Annotated in this window: 14 protein-coding genes; 5 read left to right on the top strand and 9 right to left on the bottom strand. The window is 60.5% G+C overall.

Translation table 11 applies throughout. From position 1 onward, the window contains the following. Positions 1 to 404: 404 nt before the first annotated feature. From J3P88_RS27210 to J3P88_RS27185, 6 genes are all read right to left on the bottom strand, one after another. Positions 405 to 788, bottom strand: a complete 384-nt coding sequence (locus tag J3P88_RS27210; RefSeq protein ID WP_434572704.1) for a DUF6124 family protein — start codon at positions 786 to 788, stop codon at positions 405 to 407. A 494-nt stretch (positions 789 to 1,282) separates the two neighbouring features. Further along, positions 1,283 to 1,672 carry a hypothetical protein gene (locus J3P88_RS27205; protein WP_339478432.1) on the bottom strand — a complete coding sequence of 130 codons (390 nt, stop codon included), beginning with the start codon at positions 1,670 to 1,672 and terminating at the stop codon, positions 1,283 to 1,285. Then, entirely contained in the window at positions 1,669 to 3,078 is a 1,410-nt protein-coding gene (locus J3P88_RS27200) for a PAAR domain-containing protein (protein ID WP_434572702.1), read from the bottom strand. The genes J3P88_RS27205 and J3P88_RS27200 overlap by 4 nt, the downstream gene beginning before the upstream one ends. After that, a complete protein-coding gene (locus J3P88_RS27195) occupies positions 3,075 to 3,605 on the bottom strand; it encodes a hypothetical protein (RefSeq protein WP_434572701.1) in 531 nt (176 codons plus the stop codon). The genes J3P88_RS27200 and J3P88_RS27195 overlap by 4 nt, the downstream gene beginning before the upstream one ends. Before the next feature lie 275 nt (positions 3,606 to 3,880). After that, positions 3,881 to 4,513 (bottom strand): TetR family transcriptional regulator, encoded by a 633-nt coding sequence (locus J3P88_RS27190; RefSeq protein ID WP_434576625.1) that lies wholly within the window; start codon positions 4,511 to 4,513, stop codon positions 3,881 to 3,883. A gap of 157 nt (positions 4,514 to 4,670) precedes the next feature. Continuing rightward, positions 4,671 to 5,165: a hypothetical protein gene (locus J3P88_RS27185; protein ID WP_186707810.1), complete on the bottom strand. Its 495-nt coding sequence runs from the start codon at positions 5,163 to 5,165 to the stop codon at positions 4,671 to 4,673. Positions 5,166 to 5,541: 376 nt separating this feature from the next. Here J3P88_RS27185 and J3P88_RS27180 point away from each other — a divergent pair, with 376 nt between their 5' ends. Further along, the gene (locus J3P88_RS27180) at positions 5,542 to 7,617 is read left to right on the top strand and encodes an AsmA family protein (RefSeq protein WP_434572698.1); all 2,076 of its coding nucleotides are present in this window, start codon (positions 5,542 to 5,544) and stop codon (positions 7,615 to 7,617) included. A gap of 129 nt (positions 7,618 to 7,746) precedes the next feature. Here J3P88_RS27180 and J3P88_RS27175 read toward each other — a convergent pair whose 3' ends face one another. Together J3P88_RS27175 and J3P88_RS27170 are read right to left on the bottom strand one after the other, a co-directional pair. After that, on the bottom strand, positions 7,747 to 8,277 hold the full coding sequence (locus tag J3P88_RS27175; RefSeq protein ID WP_434572696.1) for a ferritin-like domain-containing protein: 531 nt from the start codon (positions 8,275 to 8,277) through the stop codon (positions 7,747 to 7,749). Positions 8,278 to 8,334: 57 nt separating this feature from the next. Next, positions 8,335 to 9,276, bottom strand: coding sequence for a LysR substrate-binding domain-containing protein (locus tag J3P88_RS27170; RefSeq protein WP_411386364.1), 942 nt, complete (start codon positions 9,274 to 9,276; stop codon positions 8,335 to 8,337). A gap of 138 nt (positions 9,277 to 9,414) precedes the next feature. On the opposite strand from J3P88_RS27170, the gene J3P88_RS27165 reads away from it, so the two are divergent. The 4 genes from J3P88_RS27165 to J3P88_RS27150 all read left to right on the top strand — a co-directional run bounded on the left by J3P88_RS27165 (position 9,415) and on the right by J3P88_RS27150 (position 12,788). Continuing rightward, positions 9,415 to 10,053, top strand: a complete 639-nt coding sequence (locus tag J3P88_RS27165) for an FMN-dependent NADH-azoreductase (RefSeq protein WP_434572694.1) — start codon at positions 9,415 to 9,417, stop codon at positions 10,051 to 10,053. Between the two features lie 118 nt (positions 10,054 to 10,171). Next, positions 10,172 to 11,062 (top strand): alpha/beta fold hydrolase, encoded by an 891-nt coding sequence (locus tag J3P88_RS27160; RefSeq protein WP_434572692.1) that lies wholly within the window; start codon positions 10,172 to 10,174, stop codon positions 11,060 to 11,062. 206 nt (positions 11,063 to 11,268) lie between these two features. Further along, positions 11,269 to 11,541 (top strand): PsiF family protein, encoded by a 273-nt coding sequence (locus tag J3P88_RS27155; RefSeq protein ID WP_186707797.1) that lies wholly within the window; start codon positions 11,269 to 11,271, stop codon positions 11,539 to 11,541. 233 nt (positions 11,542 to 11,774) lie between these two features. Further along, entirely contained in the window at positions 11,775 to 12,788 is a 1,014-nt protein-coding gene (locus J3P88_RS27150; RefSeq protein WP_186707795.1) for an AI-2E family transporter, read from the top strand. A gap of 135 nt (positions 12,789 to 12,923) precedes the next feature. Here J3P88_RS27150 and J3P88_RS27145 read toward each other — a convergent pair whose 3' ends face one another. Continuing rightward, positions 12,924 to 14,198: an Hsp70 family protein gene (locus J3P88_RS27145; protein ID WP_434572689.1), complete on the bottom strand. Its 1,275-nt coding sequence runs from the start codon at positions 14,196 to 14,198 to the stop codon at positions 12,924 to 12,926. Positions 14,199 to 14,472: the final 274 nt, after the last annotated feature.

Here is a 14,472-nt window from a genome sequence, read left to right as displayed (position 1 = left end):
GCGTTTCAGGATGGGGCGGATTGCGTGCCATGTTGGTGCGCGTCGTGGGGCTGTGCACCATTTTGCGACCAACACAAAAGCGTCTGTGGGAGCGGGCTTGCTCGCGAAGGCGGCGTGTCAGTCGACATCAATATGTCTGATCCACCGCTTTCGCGAGCAAGCCCGCTCCCACAATGGATTGGTGTTGAGCTTGAGATTCGGTTCGACTCAGAACCCTATGGGAGCGGGCTTGCTCGCGAAGGCGGCGTGTCAGTCGACATCAATATGTCTGATCCACCGCTTTCGCGAGCAAGCCCGCTCCCACAATGGATTGGTGTTGAACTTGATATTCGGCTCTACACAAAACCCTGTGGGAGCGAGCTTGCTCGCGATGGCGTCGGCCCAGCTCGCATCAAAGCAAGGCGCTATCCCTTGGCCCCAGGCGCCGCCATCTCCTTGGTTTCCAGATGATCCAACGCCCGCTCGACCAGCAACTGCACCCCATCGGCCATGCGACTGATCGCCAAGGCGACGCAGCGGCGTGAGTCGTCCACATCGTCGGCCAGGTCGGCGGCGATGGTGCTGATGGAGAGCAGGTCTTCGGAGGCGTTGGCGAGCAGGGTTTCGGTGTCTATGTGAGGGGACACGATGAAGAGCTGGTTTTTATCGGGTTCGGGCGGTGAGGTGGGCTTGGGCTTGAGGTAGTAGTCGAGGGCGCGGGTGGCGGCGTCATCGAGCTTTTTTTCTTCCTGCGCTTGGACGCGGGATTTGTGGCCGCTTTTTGGCGGATTCGGAGTTGCTTTGAACATAGTGAAAATTCCTGGAAGTGGAGCCGGCACCCTCCGATTGCACGTCGAAAAATGGGTGGCAGCTGTACGTAGGTGTGCAAGACCGGTCCAGGAACCCGGCAGACCCGAAGATCTCCCACGCGCAGCCGCCATAATAGTCAGCGAGCATAGAAAAATGCTCGGCGAATAGCCATAACGAATACGCTCCTAGACCGGACTTGCACGTCCGTATCACCGTTTTTGCGATGACGAACAGAGGTTAGCCGCGCCATAGAGCGCTGCCTAGTTCATGAACAGCCCCGCGTGTTGAAGGAAATGTCCGAGGGTTTGGCGGGGAAAAGCACCGGAAGATCGTAGCCGTCGGCAGCTCCTACAGAAATTGCGTAGGGGCTGCCGAAAGTTGCGATTTTGAATGTCTGGTGGAGCGAGGGGGCAAGTAGCCATCAACTATGGGAACTCGTTCTCACAGTGAATGTGGATCGAGATTGAGCTTGGTTCGACTTGGAACCCAGGTGTTATCTGAGCTTGATCAGCACGGCTACGATGCCCATCCATGCCAAAGTAAAAGCCATCAACGTTCTATCAATGATGAGAAGACGTTTCAGATAGGGTGGGAAATGTTTGACATCAACGGGGTCCACATCCCCGATGCGGATATACGCATTTGAAAAAATCACCATCCCGGCAATTTTACTCAGCAGCACAAATCCCCCAAAGTAGCCTCGATTTCGCCAAGCGGGAGCCCAAAGGTATATGAAGCGGCTGTTTTTCAAGGCATCCATCATGGGGTTCAAATGATGGCGAATTAGGTACAAACTGAATGTCAAGCACGCAAGGTTCATAGGGATCATAGCCAACACAATCCAGTCAGACAGCGAAGAGTTCCAGAACTCCCCCAGCGTCATGGCAAAGCTATCTCGTACATAACGTCACCTATTTTTTCGCCTCCCATACTTCCAACAGCTGTACCCGCCCAAGCACCAACGCCCACTACGGCCGCGACACAAATCACACCTCCGATACCAGTAGAGGCTCCAAGCGCCAAGCAAAGCGGCCCGCTGGCTGATAAACCTAAATTTCCACCCCAAGCGCCACCAACGGTAGATAGGCCGAATTTTCCTCCTTCAGTGAACTTAATTCTCTCACAAGCCGCCTCAGAGCCTCCGTTACACACGTCCTGAACAGCTAATAACGAAGACACCCCACCAACTCCAATCCCGATATACCCGCCCATCTGCATATATTTCGCTGCTCGGCTGGTGCTCTCGACGTGGGTCGCATACCCCGGTATCTGCCCCGGTGCTCCGGCCTTGTTCCAGTGGTGCACTAAGCTACGGCTCGAAATGCCCAGGGCGGTTTTCAGTTTGGGATGGTCGCCCAGGGTCGTATGGCCGCGCAGGCGGGTGGAGTTCAGCAGGTGGGCATCCAGCTGGGCGAGCAGGAGCTTACGCTCGGTGAAAAACTGCGCTGATTTGAGGTGGCCGTGTTGGCGATAGCTTTCCTGGTGCAAGCGTTCCATGGCTTGCAGCGTGTCGCGCAAGCTGGTCAGGTGTTTTTCCATCATCACCGCGCTTACGCCAAGCCAAGTAGAGGTCTGGCCGGTGAAGCTGGCGATCTCAGCCGCGTGGCGGTGCATGAAGTCGGCTTGCTCGGCGGTCAGGTCATCGAGCGCGGTATTCACTGTTTGCGCCGCCGCCATCACCTGCGCCTCTTCGCGGGTGCATAGGTGATTGTTCGGATCGCTCAGCACGATCATCGAACCGGCCTTGACCACATCGCGATAAGGATTCAATGCGCGGAATTTGCGCATCACCGCCGGGTCGGGTGACGGGAACAACGTGGCCTCCAGCGCTTCGCGGGTCACGCTTTTGGGCACAACGTAGAATCCCGGTTCCTGGGGTTCTACGCGGGTAGATGTTGGGGGCGGAGGGTTGATTGATGGGGCTGAAAACGATTGGCGTGAAGCAGTTGGAGCGCTGGTCGCGGGCTGTGGAGCCGGCTGAGCGGCTCGGCTGGCTTGCGGTGCAGAATTCGCACCTTCATAGGTGGCCCAGAATACCGAAGGGATCAGTTGCGCTTTGCAGGGGCAGGTACTATGGCTATCGAGCGTTCCGGCCATGTGTTTGCCATGGCTGACAATGTGCCCGATGCCACCTTTGATCTGATAAGTTTTCCCGTCCTTTCCACACGAGACGCGGTCACCTTCGCGGGCATGCAGCAGGCCAAACATGTTGACCCTGTCATCGCCATCCAGCACTTTCCCGCCGCAAGAGGTCTTGTCGCCCTGACCGATGAAGTAACCCTCGGTCATTGCATGTTCTCCTTCATCTCATTCCGGCGCAGACGGCGGCCCTCAGCTGGCCCTACTGCGGGCAAAAAATCTTCTGCGTTCGACACGCCTTTGCGGACGATGAGAACCGCTATGTCTTGGGGCGTATTGATGATTTCGTCGCCGTTGCTCAGACGGCTGCCGACCAGTGCAACATCGCTGTTGCTTTCACCGGCCCCGGTGACGATCCGCGCCGTGCTGCCATCGGCATACACGACGTGATCGCCTTTCTGGGCGGCGCGTAGCGTGCGGCCATCCATCTTGAATTCAAACGGTGATGAAGCATGTTGGATCGTTCCGCCGTCCCGGGTCTGACTACCCTCGGCGGCCAGTCGGTAAATACCGAGTGGCGGATGGGCTTTGACGTAAGCCTGTTGTTGTCTAAGCAGTGTCGCGACTTCTTCGACGCAACCCTCCAACCGATCCGGCTCAAAGTAGGGATCGTCGAGATGGCTCAGGTATTCAAGAGAGGCTTCATTGGTGTGGTGGGATAGCAAGGGTGCAGTCATTTTCATGGCTCCTATACAAAGACGTCGTACGCAAGGCCGCGTTGACAGGTCTTGGAAGCGATGAATAAGACGATGAGCCGCTGATAGCGGGCAATCCCGGCGTGGGGCGCATTTGCAGCGAATAGGAAAGTTCGTAGGCCAAGATGCACCTTTTCCTACATCGAAAGTATCTGTTGCGTGGTTTTTCGGGAGGCGGTGTGCCAGGTGAGCAATCAGGGGGCTGAGACGCCGCTATCGCGAGCAGGCTCGCTCCCACAAAGGAGGCATGCTGACAGTTATTCGGTACTGCCCAGCCCCTGCCAATGCTTGAGGCCAATGAAGATGAATCGCAGTTGCTGGGTCATCTTCGCCTGGGGCGTGAGGTGTTCGGGGAGGGCTTGGGCGGGTGGGTCGATGATGTCCGGCAGGGTGGCGAACACGCTCTTGACGATAAGATCGGCCATCACGCCCAGGGCGGCCAGGTCCAGGTGCTGCAGCTTGGGCATCAACGCCAGGTCGTCGGCCAGGTCCGAGCTGATGTCTTCGCGCAATTGAGCAATGGCCTGGCGCACCGGCAGGGAGCCGCCGTATTGCTCGCGGGCCAGGAACAGGAATTGGGATCGGTTGACTTGAACCACATCGAGAAAGATCCGTACCGACGCATCGATGATGCCACCCATGACGAATTCGTTGTGGCGGACCAGGCGGATGGTTTCGCGGAAGGTCTGGCCGACTTCGCTGACCAGTGCCAGGCCCAGTTGGTCCATGTCCTCGAAGTGCCGATAGAACCCGGTGGGCACGATGCCCGCCGTCCTGGCGACTTCTCGCAGGCTCAGGCTGCCGAATCCCCGGCCGCACTCCATCAAATGACGGGCTGCGTCCATCAGGGCAATGCGTGTCTGTTGTTTCTGTTCGGCGCGGGGCAGCATCACAAGGCTGACTTCTGATTCACGGGAGCGGTGCACTCTAGCAAATCGGCTTTGCCGACGTCGAACGGTAGAGGGGGATCGGGCGGGGAAAACGAAGGGCTTGAAAAGTCAAAAGCCCGATTGCAGGAATCGGGCTTTTTTCTGGGCCACCATGGGCTCAGCTCACGGTGCTGTTGCGTTCGATCACACGATCACCACCGCCTTCGGCCACGGTATCGCCCATTTTAGTGCGCGAAGAACCGTCTTCAGCGAGGGTTTGGCCTGGAGTGCGGTCGGAACCATCGGCTGCCAGGGTTTGACCCGGAGTGCGGTCGGAACCGTCGGCTGCCAAGGTTTGGCCTGGAGTGCGGTCGGAACCGTCGGCTGCCAAGGTTTGGCCTGGAGTGCGGTCGGAACCATCAGCTGCCAGGGTTTGACCTGGAGTGCGGTCGGAACCGTCAGCTGCCACGGTATCACTCTGCTTGGTACGGTCATAACCGTCTTCGGCCAGGCCTTTTTCTTCCAGGCGATCACGTCCACCTTCGGCAACCGTCTGGCTGTAGACAGAATGGCTGTCCTTGACCTGTGGCGTGGCTTGTTCGGAGGCTGGCAGTGCGAAGGCAGTAGAGGCCAGCAGTGAAAGGGACAGGCTCATCAGTAATTGGCGTTTCATGATCGTTGCTCCTTGGAAGGGCGATAAAGTGGGTACGAGGGCAATGCTACTCTCGATAAGTCGATATAAAAGTTCATAAACGCAATGGTAATAATCAACGGAATTGATTGTTCGCGGCGAAGGCTCTAGAACGGGCGTTTCCAAGGTGCTGTTTTGCACCGTGGTGGGTATTTTGTACCCATCGCTGCCTCGCAAATGTGCGGGGGCGGTAACAGTTTGTTGGCCGATCAGTCAGAATCCTGGCATCTTTTTGTGCCGTTCATCGGCACCTGTTGGCCGTTTCGCCAGTCCAACCCTTCATGACGAACCGGTGCAGGTTCGTATTTAAAACAGCGCCGCGGTTGCGGACGCTGACTTGTCATCAGGAGCCTTGTGCATGACGCGCACCTCGAAAATCCTCGCCTGGAGCTTTGCCAGCCTTGTTGTCCTGCTGGCGGTGCTGGTGCTGGTCATCGCCTTCTTCGACTGGAACCGCATCAAGCCCCCGCTCAATGCCAAGGTTTCCGAGGAATTGCATCGTCCCTTCGCCATCAACGGCAACCTGGCGGTGATCTGGCAGCGTGAGCCGGAAGAAGGTGGCTGGCGCGCCTGGTTGCCGTGGCCCCATGTGGTGGCCGAAGATTTGAGCCTGGGTAACCCGGATTGGTCGAAAACGCCGCAAATGGTCACGCTCAAGCGTGTCGAGCTGCGCGTTTCGCCTCTGGCCTTGCTGGCCCGGCGAGTGGTGATTCCACGCATCGACCTGGTGGAGCCCAACGCCAATCTGCAACGCCTGGCGGACGGTCGCGCCAACTGGACCTTCCAATTCGATCCGAAAGACCCGGACGCGGAGCCGTCCAGCTGGGTGGTGGACATTGGCGCCATTGGTTTCGACAAGGGGCACGTCACCCTTGACGACCAGACACTCAAGACCCGCCTCGACCTGTTGATCGACCCGTTGGGCAAACCCATTCCGTTCAGCGATATCGTCGGTGACAAAGCCGCGAAAAAAGCCCAGGACCAAGGCGCGACGCCACAGGACTACGCGTTCGCCTTCAAGGTCAACGGGCAGTATCACGGGCAAAACCTGACCGGCTCCGGCAAGGTCGGTGGCTTGCTGGCACTGAAGGATGCGTCACGACCTTTTCCACTCCAGGCCCAGGCGAAGGTCGGTGACACCCGTGTCGAACTGGCGGGCACCCTCACCGATCCGCTGAACCTCGGGGCCCTGGACTTGCGCCTGAAACTGGCGGGCACCAGCCTCGCCCAGCTCTACCCACTGACCGGCGTGACCCTGCCGGACTCACCGCCTTACGCCACCGATGGCCGCTTGATCGCCAAACTGCATGACCCGGGTGGGGCGCTGTTTCGCTATGAGGGGTTCAACGGCAAGATCGGCGACAGCGATATCCATGGCGACCTGGCTTACGTCGCCAGTCAGCCGCGGCCCAAACTCAGTGGCGCGCTGGTCTCCAATCAACTGCTGTTCAGCGACTTGGCGCCGTTGATCGGTGCTGACTCCAACACCGAGCAAAAGGCCCGCGGCGGCGCCAGCAAACAGCCGACCGGCAAGGTCTTGCCCGTAGAAGAGTTTCGCACCGAGCGTTGGCGCGTGATGGACGCCGATGTGGAGTTCACCGGCAAACGCATTGTCCATAGCGAGCAGCTGCCGTTCACCGACCTGTATACCCATCTGGTGCTCAACGACGGGCAGTTGAGTCTTGAGCCCCTGCGTTTCGGTGTGGCCGGTGGCCGCCTCGATGCACAGATCCGCCTCAACGGGCGCACCCGGCCGCTGGAAGGCCAGGCGAAGCTGACGGCGCGGGGGTTCAAGCTCAAGCAATTGTTCCCGGGTTTCGAGCCGATGAAAACCAGCTTCGGCGAATTGAATGGCGATGCCGACATCGCCGGGCGCGGCAATTCGGTGGCGGCGTTGCTGGGCACCTCCAACGGCACGCTGAAAATGCTCATCAACGATGGCGCCATCAGTCGGGAATTGATGGAGCTGGCGGGGCTGAACGTTGGTAACTACGTGGTAGGGAAAATCTTTGGCGACAAGGAAGTGAAGATCAACTGCGCGGCAGCCGACTTCGACATCAAGACGGGCCTGGCGACCACGCGCCTGTTCGTGTTCGATACCGAGAACGCGATCATCTACATCGACGGCACGGCGAATATGGCGAGTGAAAAGTTGGACCTGACCATCACTCCAGAGTCCAAGGGCTGGCGCCTGATTTCCCTGCGTTCGCCCTTGTATGTGCGGGGCACGTTCTCCAAGCCCGCCGCTGGGGTCAAGGCCGTACCCCTGATGCTGCGCGGTGCCGGGATGGTGGCGTTGGGCGTGATCGCCGCGCCGGCGGCCGGATTGCTGGCGCTGGTGGCGCCCAGCGGCGGAGAGCCGAACCAGTGCGCGCCGCTGTTGGAACAGATGAAGGCGGGCAAGGCGCCGGTGACGGTCAAGCCGACCCGGTAGCCGGCGAATTGTTATGAAGCTTAGGGCCCTTTCGCGAGCAAGCCCGCTCCCACAGTTGACCAAGTTCCTTCAGAGAAATGCGGTTCAACTGTGGGAGCGGGCTTGCTCGCGAAGGGGCCCTCAGGTGTATCAGAGATCAGCCAGAATATCGGCCATGTCATCGGCATGCTCCTCTTCCTGGGCCAGGATGTCTTCGAAGATGCGCCGGGTGGTCGGGTCTTTTTCGCCAATGTATTGGATGATTTCCCGGTAGCTGTCGATGGCGATCCGTTCGGCCACCAAGTCCTCGTACACCATTTCCTTGAGGGTGTTGCCCGCTATGTATTGGGCGTGGGAATTGCGGGTCAACAGGTCGGGGTTGAACTCCGGCTCGCCGCCCAACTGCACGATGCGCTCGGCGAGTGTGTCGGCGTGTTCGGCTTCCTGGTTCGCATGCTCGAGGAACTCACTGGCGGCCACGCTGGCCTTGAGACCGGTGGCCATGAAGTAGTGGCGCTTGTAGCGCAACACGCAAACCAGTTCGGTGGCCAGCGCTTCGTTGAGCAGGCGTATGACCTCTTGGCGATCGGCGCAGTAGCCTTCGGTCACGGCGCCGTTCTGCACGTTCTGCCGTGCCCGTTCGCGCAGGGTGGTTACATCGGATAAGTGCATGTCGCTCATCTCGTTCTCCTGGAGGCTGATCCGGTTGAGGCGTCACGCTGTGCTGGCGCGATCACTCTAAATGTGAGTGACGCGGTCTTGAAAAAGTTTTACTGAATTTTTCAGCGCATAACCGGACAGTCGCGCCTCCTCCCCCAACCACTGGAAGAACGCCCGCACCGGCGGATGGCGTTCGCGGCCCGGGACGCACAGGGCGCTATAGCCGGCGCCGCTGACCTGGACGTCCGGGCGATAGCCCACCAGCAAGCCGCTGGCGATGCTTTGCGACGCGAGGATATTGCTCGCCAGCACCAGGCCCTGCCCGGCGATCGCGGCTTGCAAGGCGTAGTGCTCCTCGTCGTACTCGCGGATGCACGGCTGACGGGTGAGCCAGGTTTCCCCGGCCTGGGCGCACCAGGCATCCCAACCATGGGCGTACAGCTTGGAGTTGTGCCAGCGCACGCTGATCAGCGTCGGCGGCTGCCGGGCCGCCAGGGCCACCTGTTCAGGCGAGCCATAGACCCCGAAGCTTTCATCGAACAGGCACATGCCGTACAGGTTCGGGTAGGCGTCGAGGCTGTAGCGCACCACCAGGTCGACGCTGGCGTCCTGGTGCAGGTCGATCACCTCGCAATGGGTGTCCAGGCGCACGTTGATGTTCGGGTGGCGCGCATAAAAGCGCCCCAGGCGAGGCACCAGCCACAGGGCGGCAAACGCGGCGGTGGTGGACAGGGTCAGGTGGGTGGTGCTGCGTTGCGGGCGCAAGGTATCGACGCTTTGCGCTACTTCCAGCAAGGCCCCGTGCAAGCTGTGGAACAAGCGTTGCCCGCCGTCGGTGAGGCGAACCTGGCGGGGCAGGCGTTCGAACAGGACCAGCCCCAGCCAGCTCTCCAGCGCTCGAATCTGGTGGGAGATCGCTGTAGGCGTCACCGATAACTCCGCCGCAGCCGCCTTGAAACTGAGCAACCGCGCGGCGGATTCGAAGGCGCGCAGGGCGTTGAGCGGCAGGTTGGCGAACATTCGGATTCTCCTGAAAAACGCTACGGATGAAATTAACTCATCCAGATGAGCTAACGCTCATTTGTCTGCTGGCAGCATCGGGCTTCAATCTGCGCCGCACAAGCAGTGTTGATTGTAGCCGCATAAAAGGAGATTCAGATGAGCAAGATTCTTGTGGTGCATGGCAGTCCCCGTGGCGAGCGTTCTCATTCCCGGCGCCTGGCCGAGGCGTTTGTTTCGGCGTGGCAGGCCGCGAACCCGCAATCCCAATTGTCCCGCCGCGAGGTCGGACGGACGGTGATACCGCCGGTCAACGAAGCCTTTATCGCGGCGGCGTTCTACCCCGAGCCCCAGAATCGACCGTTGATCATGCAGGCGGACCTGGCCCTGAGCGACGCCTTGGTCGAGGAGCTGCAAGCCCATGACCGATTGGTGATCGCCGCGCCCATGCATAACTTCAGCGTGCCCAGCGGCGTGAAGGCCTGGATCGACCAGATCGTGCGCATCGGGCTGACGTTCAATCACAGCCTGGATAACGGCGTGTCGCACTACGAGCCGCTGGTGCTGGGCAAGAAGGCGCTGATCGTGACCAGTCGCGGTGATTTCGGTTTTGGCCCCGGCGGCCAATTGGAGAGCATGAACCACGCCGACACGCTGTTGCGCACCGTGCTGGGATTCATCGGCATCACCGATGTGACGGTGGTGGCCGCCGAAGGCGAAGAGTCGGCCGAGCGCAGTTTTGCGTTGTCCTGCGCCGAGGCCGAGGAGCGTTTGCTGGCGCTGGCGCGGACGTTTTGAGAAAGGGGCGGCTGCGCAGCCCAGCGGGAGCAAGCGCCCTCGCCACGGATTCATCCGGGTGTCATAGACTGGTCATCATCAGTACCGATGCTGACCCCTCTTGATCAAGGATGTCGCCATGTCGCAACGCTGCGCCACTCGTTACCCTCTGGTGCTGGTCCCAGGCATGCTCGGGTTCATCCGTCTGGTGCTGTATCCGTACTGGTATGGCATCGTCTCGGCGTTGCGTCGCGGTGGGGCCGTGGTGGTGGCGGTAAAGGTTTCGCCGTTGCATTCGTCCGAGGTGCGCGGCGAGCAGTTGCTGGCAGTGATCGACGACATCCTGCGGCAAACCGGTGCGCAGAAGGTCAACCTGATCGGCCACAGCCAGGGCAGCCTCACCGCCCGTTATGCAGCCGCCAAGCGTCCGGACCTGGTGGCGTCGGTCACGTCGGTGGCCGGCCCCAACCACGGTTCCGAACTGGCTGATTACCTGCAGCGCCATTACCCGGCCGACAGCGCCAAGGGCCGCATGCTCAGTGCCGTGCTACGCCTGATCAACGTCCTGATGAGCCTGCTGGACACCGGCTATCGCGGGCCGAAGCTGCCGGTGGACCTCCAAGCGTCCCACGTCTCCCTGACCACTGCTGGCGTGGCGCTGTTCAACCAACGTTATCCACAGGGCTTGCCGGTCACTTGGGGCGGGCAGGGGCCGGAAGAGGTCAATGGCGTGCGCTATTACTCGTGGTCCGGCACCTTGCAGCCGGGCATCACCGATAAAGGGCGCAACCTGTTCGACGGCACCCACCGCACGTGCCGTTTATTTGCCCGCACCTTTGTCCGGGAAGCGGGGCAATGCGACGGCTTGGTCGGACGCTACAGCTCCCACCTGGGCACGGTCATCGGCGACGACTATCCGCTGGACCACTTCGACATCGTCAACCAGTCGCTGGGGCTGGTGGGCAAGGGGGCCGAGCCGATTCGGTTGTTTGTCGAGCATGCCGAGCGGTTGAAGGCTGCCGGGGTGTAGCCCGTTGGACCGCGTTATCGTTCTTCGCGAGCAAGCCCGCTCCCACATTGACCGCATTCTTTCTGAAGAAACTCGATCGAATGTGGGAGCGGGCTTGCTCGCGAAAGCGGTTGTTCAGGCGCCGAGAATCTCTTGGGAGGTGTAACAGGCGTTGTCTACACTCCACCCCATCGCCACCCCCTCGTGTGGCAGCCAGGAGAAACACCATGAAGATGCTTCGTGTGCCTTTGTTGATGATCGGTTTGCTGCTGTGTTCCCAGGGCTTCGCCGAGACGGCGCAGCAGAGCAAGATGACCACCTGCAATGCCGACGCCACCGCCAAGGCGCTCAAGGGCGACGAGCGCAAGGCGTTCATGAGCAATTGCCTCAAGGCTACCCCGCAGGAGCGCATGAAAAGCTGCAACGCCACCGCCACCGAGCAGGCGCTGAAGGGCGATGCGCGAAAGGCGTTCATGAGTGAGTGCCTGAAGAAAAAATAAGTGTTGGATCTGTGGGGCCCCATCGTCGGATCGCCGCCCGGAGCAGGCTCGCTCCCACATGGGCAGGCCAACGCCGATCCACTGTGGGAGCGAGCCTGCTCGCGATGGGGCCGACGCAAAAGTTACAAAAAAGCCCTGAACTGCGACGAAGGTCGGCCGACACAATCCCTAGTGCTGCCAGCGGATCGCTGGCAGACTGCCGATCCTTTCACGCGGTTTTGTCCTGAGGCTGTATGCCAACGTTTTCTCAGCGTCATGTGTTGTTGGTGATCAGTTGGGTGATCATTTTTGGTGGGTTGTTGCTGGTGCTGCCGCTGCGCCTGTTGCCGAGCTTGCTGGCCGGGCTGCTGGTGTTCGAGCTGGTCAACATGCTCACCCCGCAGTTGCAGCGCCTGATCGAAGGCCGCCGTGCCCGCTGGCTGGCAGTGGCGTTGCTCGGCACGCTGGTGGTCAGTGTGCTTTCGTTGATTTTCGCCGGGGCCTTCAGTTTCCTGCTCCATGAAGCAGAAAACCCAGGCGCGTCCCTGGACAAGTTCATGACGGTGGTCGACCGCGCCCGTGGACAATTACCGCCGTTCATCGACGCCTACCTACCGGCCAGCGCTGCCGAGTTTCGAGTGGCAATCGGCGACTGGGTGAGCAAGCACCTGAGCGACCTGCAACTGGTGGGCAAGGACGCTGCCCACATGTTCGTGACCTTGCTGATCGGCATGGTGCTGGGGGCCATCGTTGCCCTGCAGCGCATTCCCGACCTGACCAAGCGCAAGCCCCTGGCCGCAGCGCTGTTCGATCGCCTGAACCTGCTGGTCAAGGCGTTTCGCAACATCGTCTTCGCCCAGATCAAGATTTCCCTGCTCAACACCTTCTTCACCGGGATTTTCCTGGCGGTGGTGCTGCCGCTGTTCGGCATCCAGCTACCGCTGACCAAGACCCTGATCGTGATGACGTTCCTGCTGGGGCTGCTGCCGGTGATTGGCAACCTGATGTCCAACACCCTGATCACCATCGTCGCCTTGTCGTTGTCGATCTGGGTGGCGGTGGCGGCGCTGGGTTACCTGATCGTGATCCACAAGCTCGAATACTTCCTCAACGCCCGTATCGTTGGCGGGCAGATCAGCGCCAAGTCCTGGGAATTGCTCATGGCGATGCTGGTGTTCGAAGCCGCGTTCGGCTTGCCGGGGGTGGTGGCGGGGCCGATTTATTATGCGTACCTCAAGAGCGAGTTGAAGCAGGTGGGGATGGTTTGATCCGGAAGTTGTGTTGATTGATCTACCGCTTTCGCGAGCAAGCCCGCTCCCACAGTTCGATCGCATTTCTTCTGAAAGAACTCGGTCAAACTGTGGGAGCGGGCTTGCTCGCGAAGGGGGCGCCTCGGTCTCGGATCAGACCTGGCTCCCATACCGCTTCATCGCCTCGATCGCCAACCCGCTGCCAATGCTGCCGAAGATATTGCCTTCCACATGCCGCGCCTGGGGCAGCATCGCCGAGACGCTGTTGCGCAGCGCCGGGATGCCGCTGGAACCGCCGGTGAAGAACACCGTGTCGACCTTATCGACCCGCACGTTGGCGTCGTTGAGCAACTGCGTGACGCTGCCGCGCACCCGCTCCAGCAGGCCGTCGATGGCCGACTCGAACATCGCCCGGCTCAGGTCCACGCTCAGGCCCGGCTCGATCCGGTCCAGGAGCAAATGGCGCTGGTCGGCGTGGGTCAGCTGGATCTTGGTTTCTTCCACTTCCATCGCCAGCCAGTGCCCGGCGCGCTGTTCGATCAGCTTGAACAGCCGGTCGATGCCGCCGGTGTCTTCGATGTCGTAGCGCATGCTGCCCAGGGCCAGGGTGGACTTTTGCGAGTACACCGCGTTGATGGTATGCCAGGTCGCCAGGTTCATGTGGTGGCTGGTGGGCATGTAGGCACCGCTTTTCATGCGGCTGCCGTAGCCGAACAGCGGCATCAGGCCGGCCAGGGAGAGTTGCTTGTCGAAATCGGTCCCGCCGATGTGCACGCCACCGGTGGCGAGGATGTCAGCGTGACGGTTGTCATGCATACGCCGCTCGGGCGACAGGCGCACCAGGGAGAAGTCCGAGGTCCCGCCGCCGATGTCGACGATCAGCACCAGCTCTTCTTTCTCGATGGTCGATTCATAATCGAAGGCCGCTGCGATAGGCTCGTACTGGAAGGAGACTTCCTTGAAGCCGATGGCACGGGCAACGTCCACCAGGGTGTTTTCCGCTTCCTGGTCGGCCAGTTCATCGTCGTCGACGAAAAACACCGGGCGCCCCAGCACCACTTCTTCGAATTCCCGACCGGCGGCGGCTTCGGCGCGTTGCTTCAACTGGCCGATGAACAGCCCCAGCAGATCCTTGAACGGCATGGCCGTGCCCAACACGCTGGTGTCGTGCTTGATCAGCTTGGAACCCAGCAGGCTCTTGAGCGAGCGCATCAGCCGGCCTTCGTAGCCTTCCAGGTACTCGTGCAGGGCCAGGCGGCCGTACACCGGGCGGCGTTCCTCGAGATTGAAAAAGACCACCGAGGGCAGGGTGATCTTGTCGTCCTCCAGCGCGATCAACGTTTCCATGCCGGGGCGCAGCCAGCCGACGGTGGAGTTGGACGTGCCAAAGTCGATGCCGCAGGCACGGGCCGGGGATGCGTTTTTCATGTCTTTCGGGTTCCAGTTGAAAAAACGGCCGCGCAGTGTATGTCAGTGCGGCGCGGATTCGAAGGCCGGTTATCTGCTAATTCGCAATCGTTGGCCTTGAAAGACAGCGTTGCACCCCCAAACTTGCTGGCATGAGCCTGGTAGCCACAGGGTGGGCACAAGAACCGCCACCGGCTGCCGATAAACTTCTGACGTGCCGCCCGGTCCCAATCTTGAGGTCGGTCAACCCGCTGTCCGGTCATCCGGGCAAGCTGTGCGTGGCGGTGCGACATCG

It is taken from the genome of Pseudomonas sp. Z3-6 (assembly GCF_051131985.1).
GTDB lineage: Bacteria > Pseudomonadota > Gammaproteobacteria > Pseudomonadales > Pseudomonadaceae > Aquipseudomonas > Aquipseudomonas zanjanensis.
The sequence above is the reverse complement of the archived record's forward strand: the minus strand, read 5'-3'. Positions and strand labels throughout refer to the sequence as shown.

What these genes read in the sequence shown, in the direction of transcription:
- J3P88_RS27210 (WP_434572704.1), bottom strand. Translation starts at nt 788, where the DNA reads ATGTTCAAAGCAACTCCGAATCCGCCAAAAAGCGGCCACAAATCCCGC.
- J3P88_RS27205 (WP_339478432.1), bottom strand. Translation starts at nt 1,672, where the DNA reads ATGACGCTGGGGGAGTTCTGGAACTCTTCGCTGTCTGACTGGATTGTG.
- J3P88_RS27200 (WP_434572702.1), bottom strand. Translation starts at nt 3,078, where the DNA reads ATGACCGAGGGTTACTTCATCGGTCAGGGCGACAAGACCTCTTGCGGC.
- J3P88_RS27195 (WP_434572701.1), bottom strand. Translation starts at nt 3,605, where the DNA reads ATGACTGCACCCTTGCTATCCCACCACACCAATGAAGCCTCTCTTGAA.
- J3P88_RS27190 (WP_434576625.1), bottom strand. Translation starts at nt 4,513, where the DNA reads ATGCTGCCCCGCGCCGAACAGAAACAACAGACACGCATTGCCCTGATG.
- J3P88_RS27185 (WP_186707810.1), bottom strand. Translation starts at nt 5,165, where the DNA reads ATGAAACGCCAATTACTGATGAGCCTGTCCCTTTCACTGCTGGCCTCT.
- J3P88_RS27180 (WP_434572698.1), top strand. Translation starts at nt 5,542, where the DNA reads ATGACGCGCACCTCGAAAATCCTCGCCTGGAGCTTTGCCAGCCTTGTT.
- J3P88_RS27175 (WP_434572696.1), bottom strand. Translation starts at nt 8,277, where the DNA reads ATGAGCGACATGCACTTATCCGATGTAACCACCCTGCGCGAACGGGCA.
- J3P88_RS27170 (WP_411386364.1), bottom strand. Translation starts at nt 9,276, where the DNA reads ATGTTCGCCAACCTGCCGCTCAACGCCCTGCGCGCCTTCGAATCCGCC.
- J3P88_RS27165 (WP_434572694.1), top strand. Translation starts at nt 9,415, where the DNA reads ATGAGCAAGATTCTTGTGGTGCATGGCAGTCCCCGTGGCGAGCGTTCT.
- J3P88_RS27160 (WP_434572692.1), top strand. Translation starts at nt 10,172, where the DNA reads ATGTCGCAACGCTGCGCCACTCGTTACCCTCTGGTGCTGGTCCCAGGC.
- J3P88_RS27155 (WP_186707797.1), top strand. Translation starts at nt 11,269, where the DNA reads ATGAAGATGCTTCGTGTGCCTTTGTTGATGATCGGTTTGCTGCTGTGT.
- J3P88_RS27150 (WP_186707795.1), top strand. Translation starts at nt 11,775, where the DNA reads ATGCCAACGTTTTCTCAGCGTCATGTGTTGTTGGTGATCAGTTGGGTG.
- J3P88_RS27145 (WP_434572689.1), bottom strand. Translation starts at nt 14,198, where the DNA reads ATGAAAAACGCATCCCCGGCCCGTGCCTGCGGCATCGACTTTGGCACG.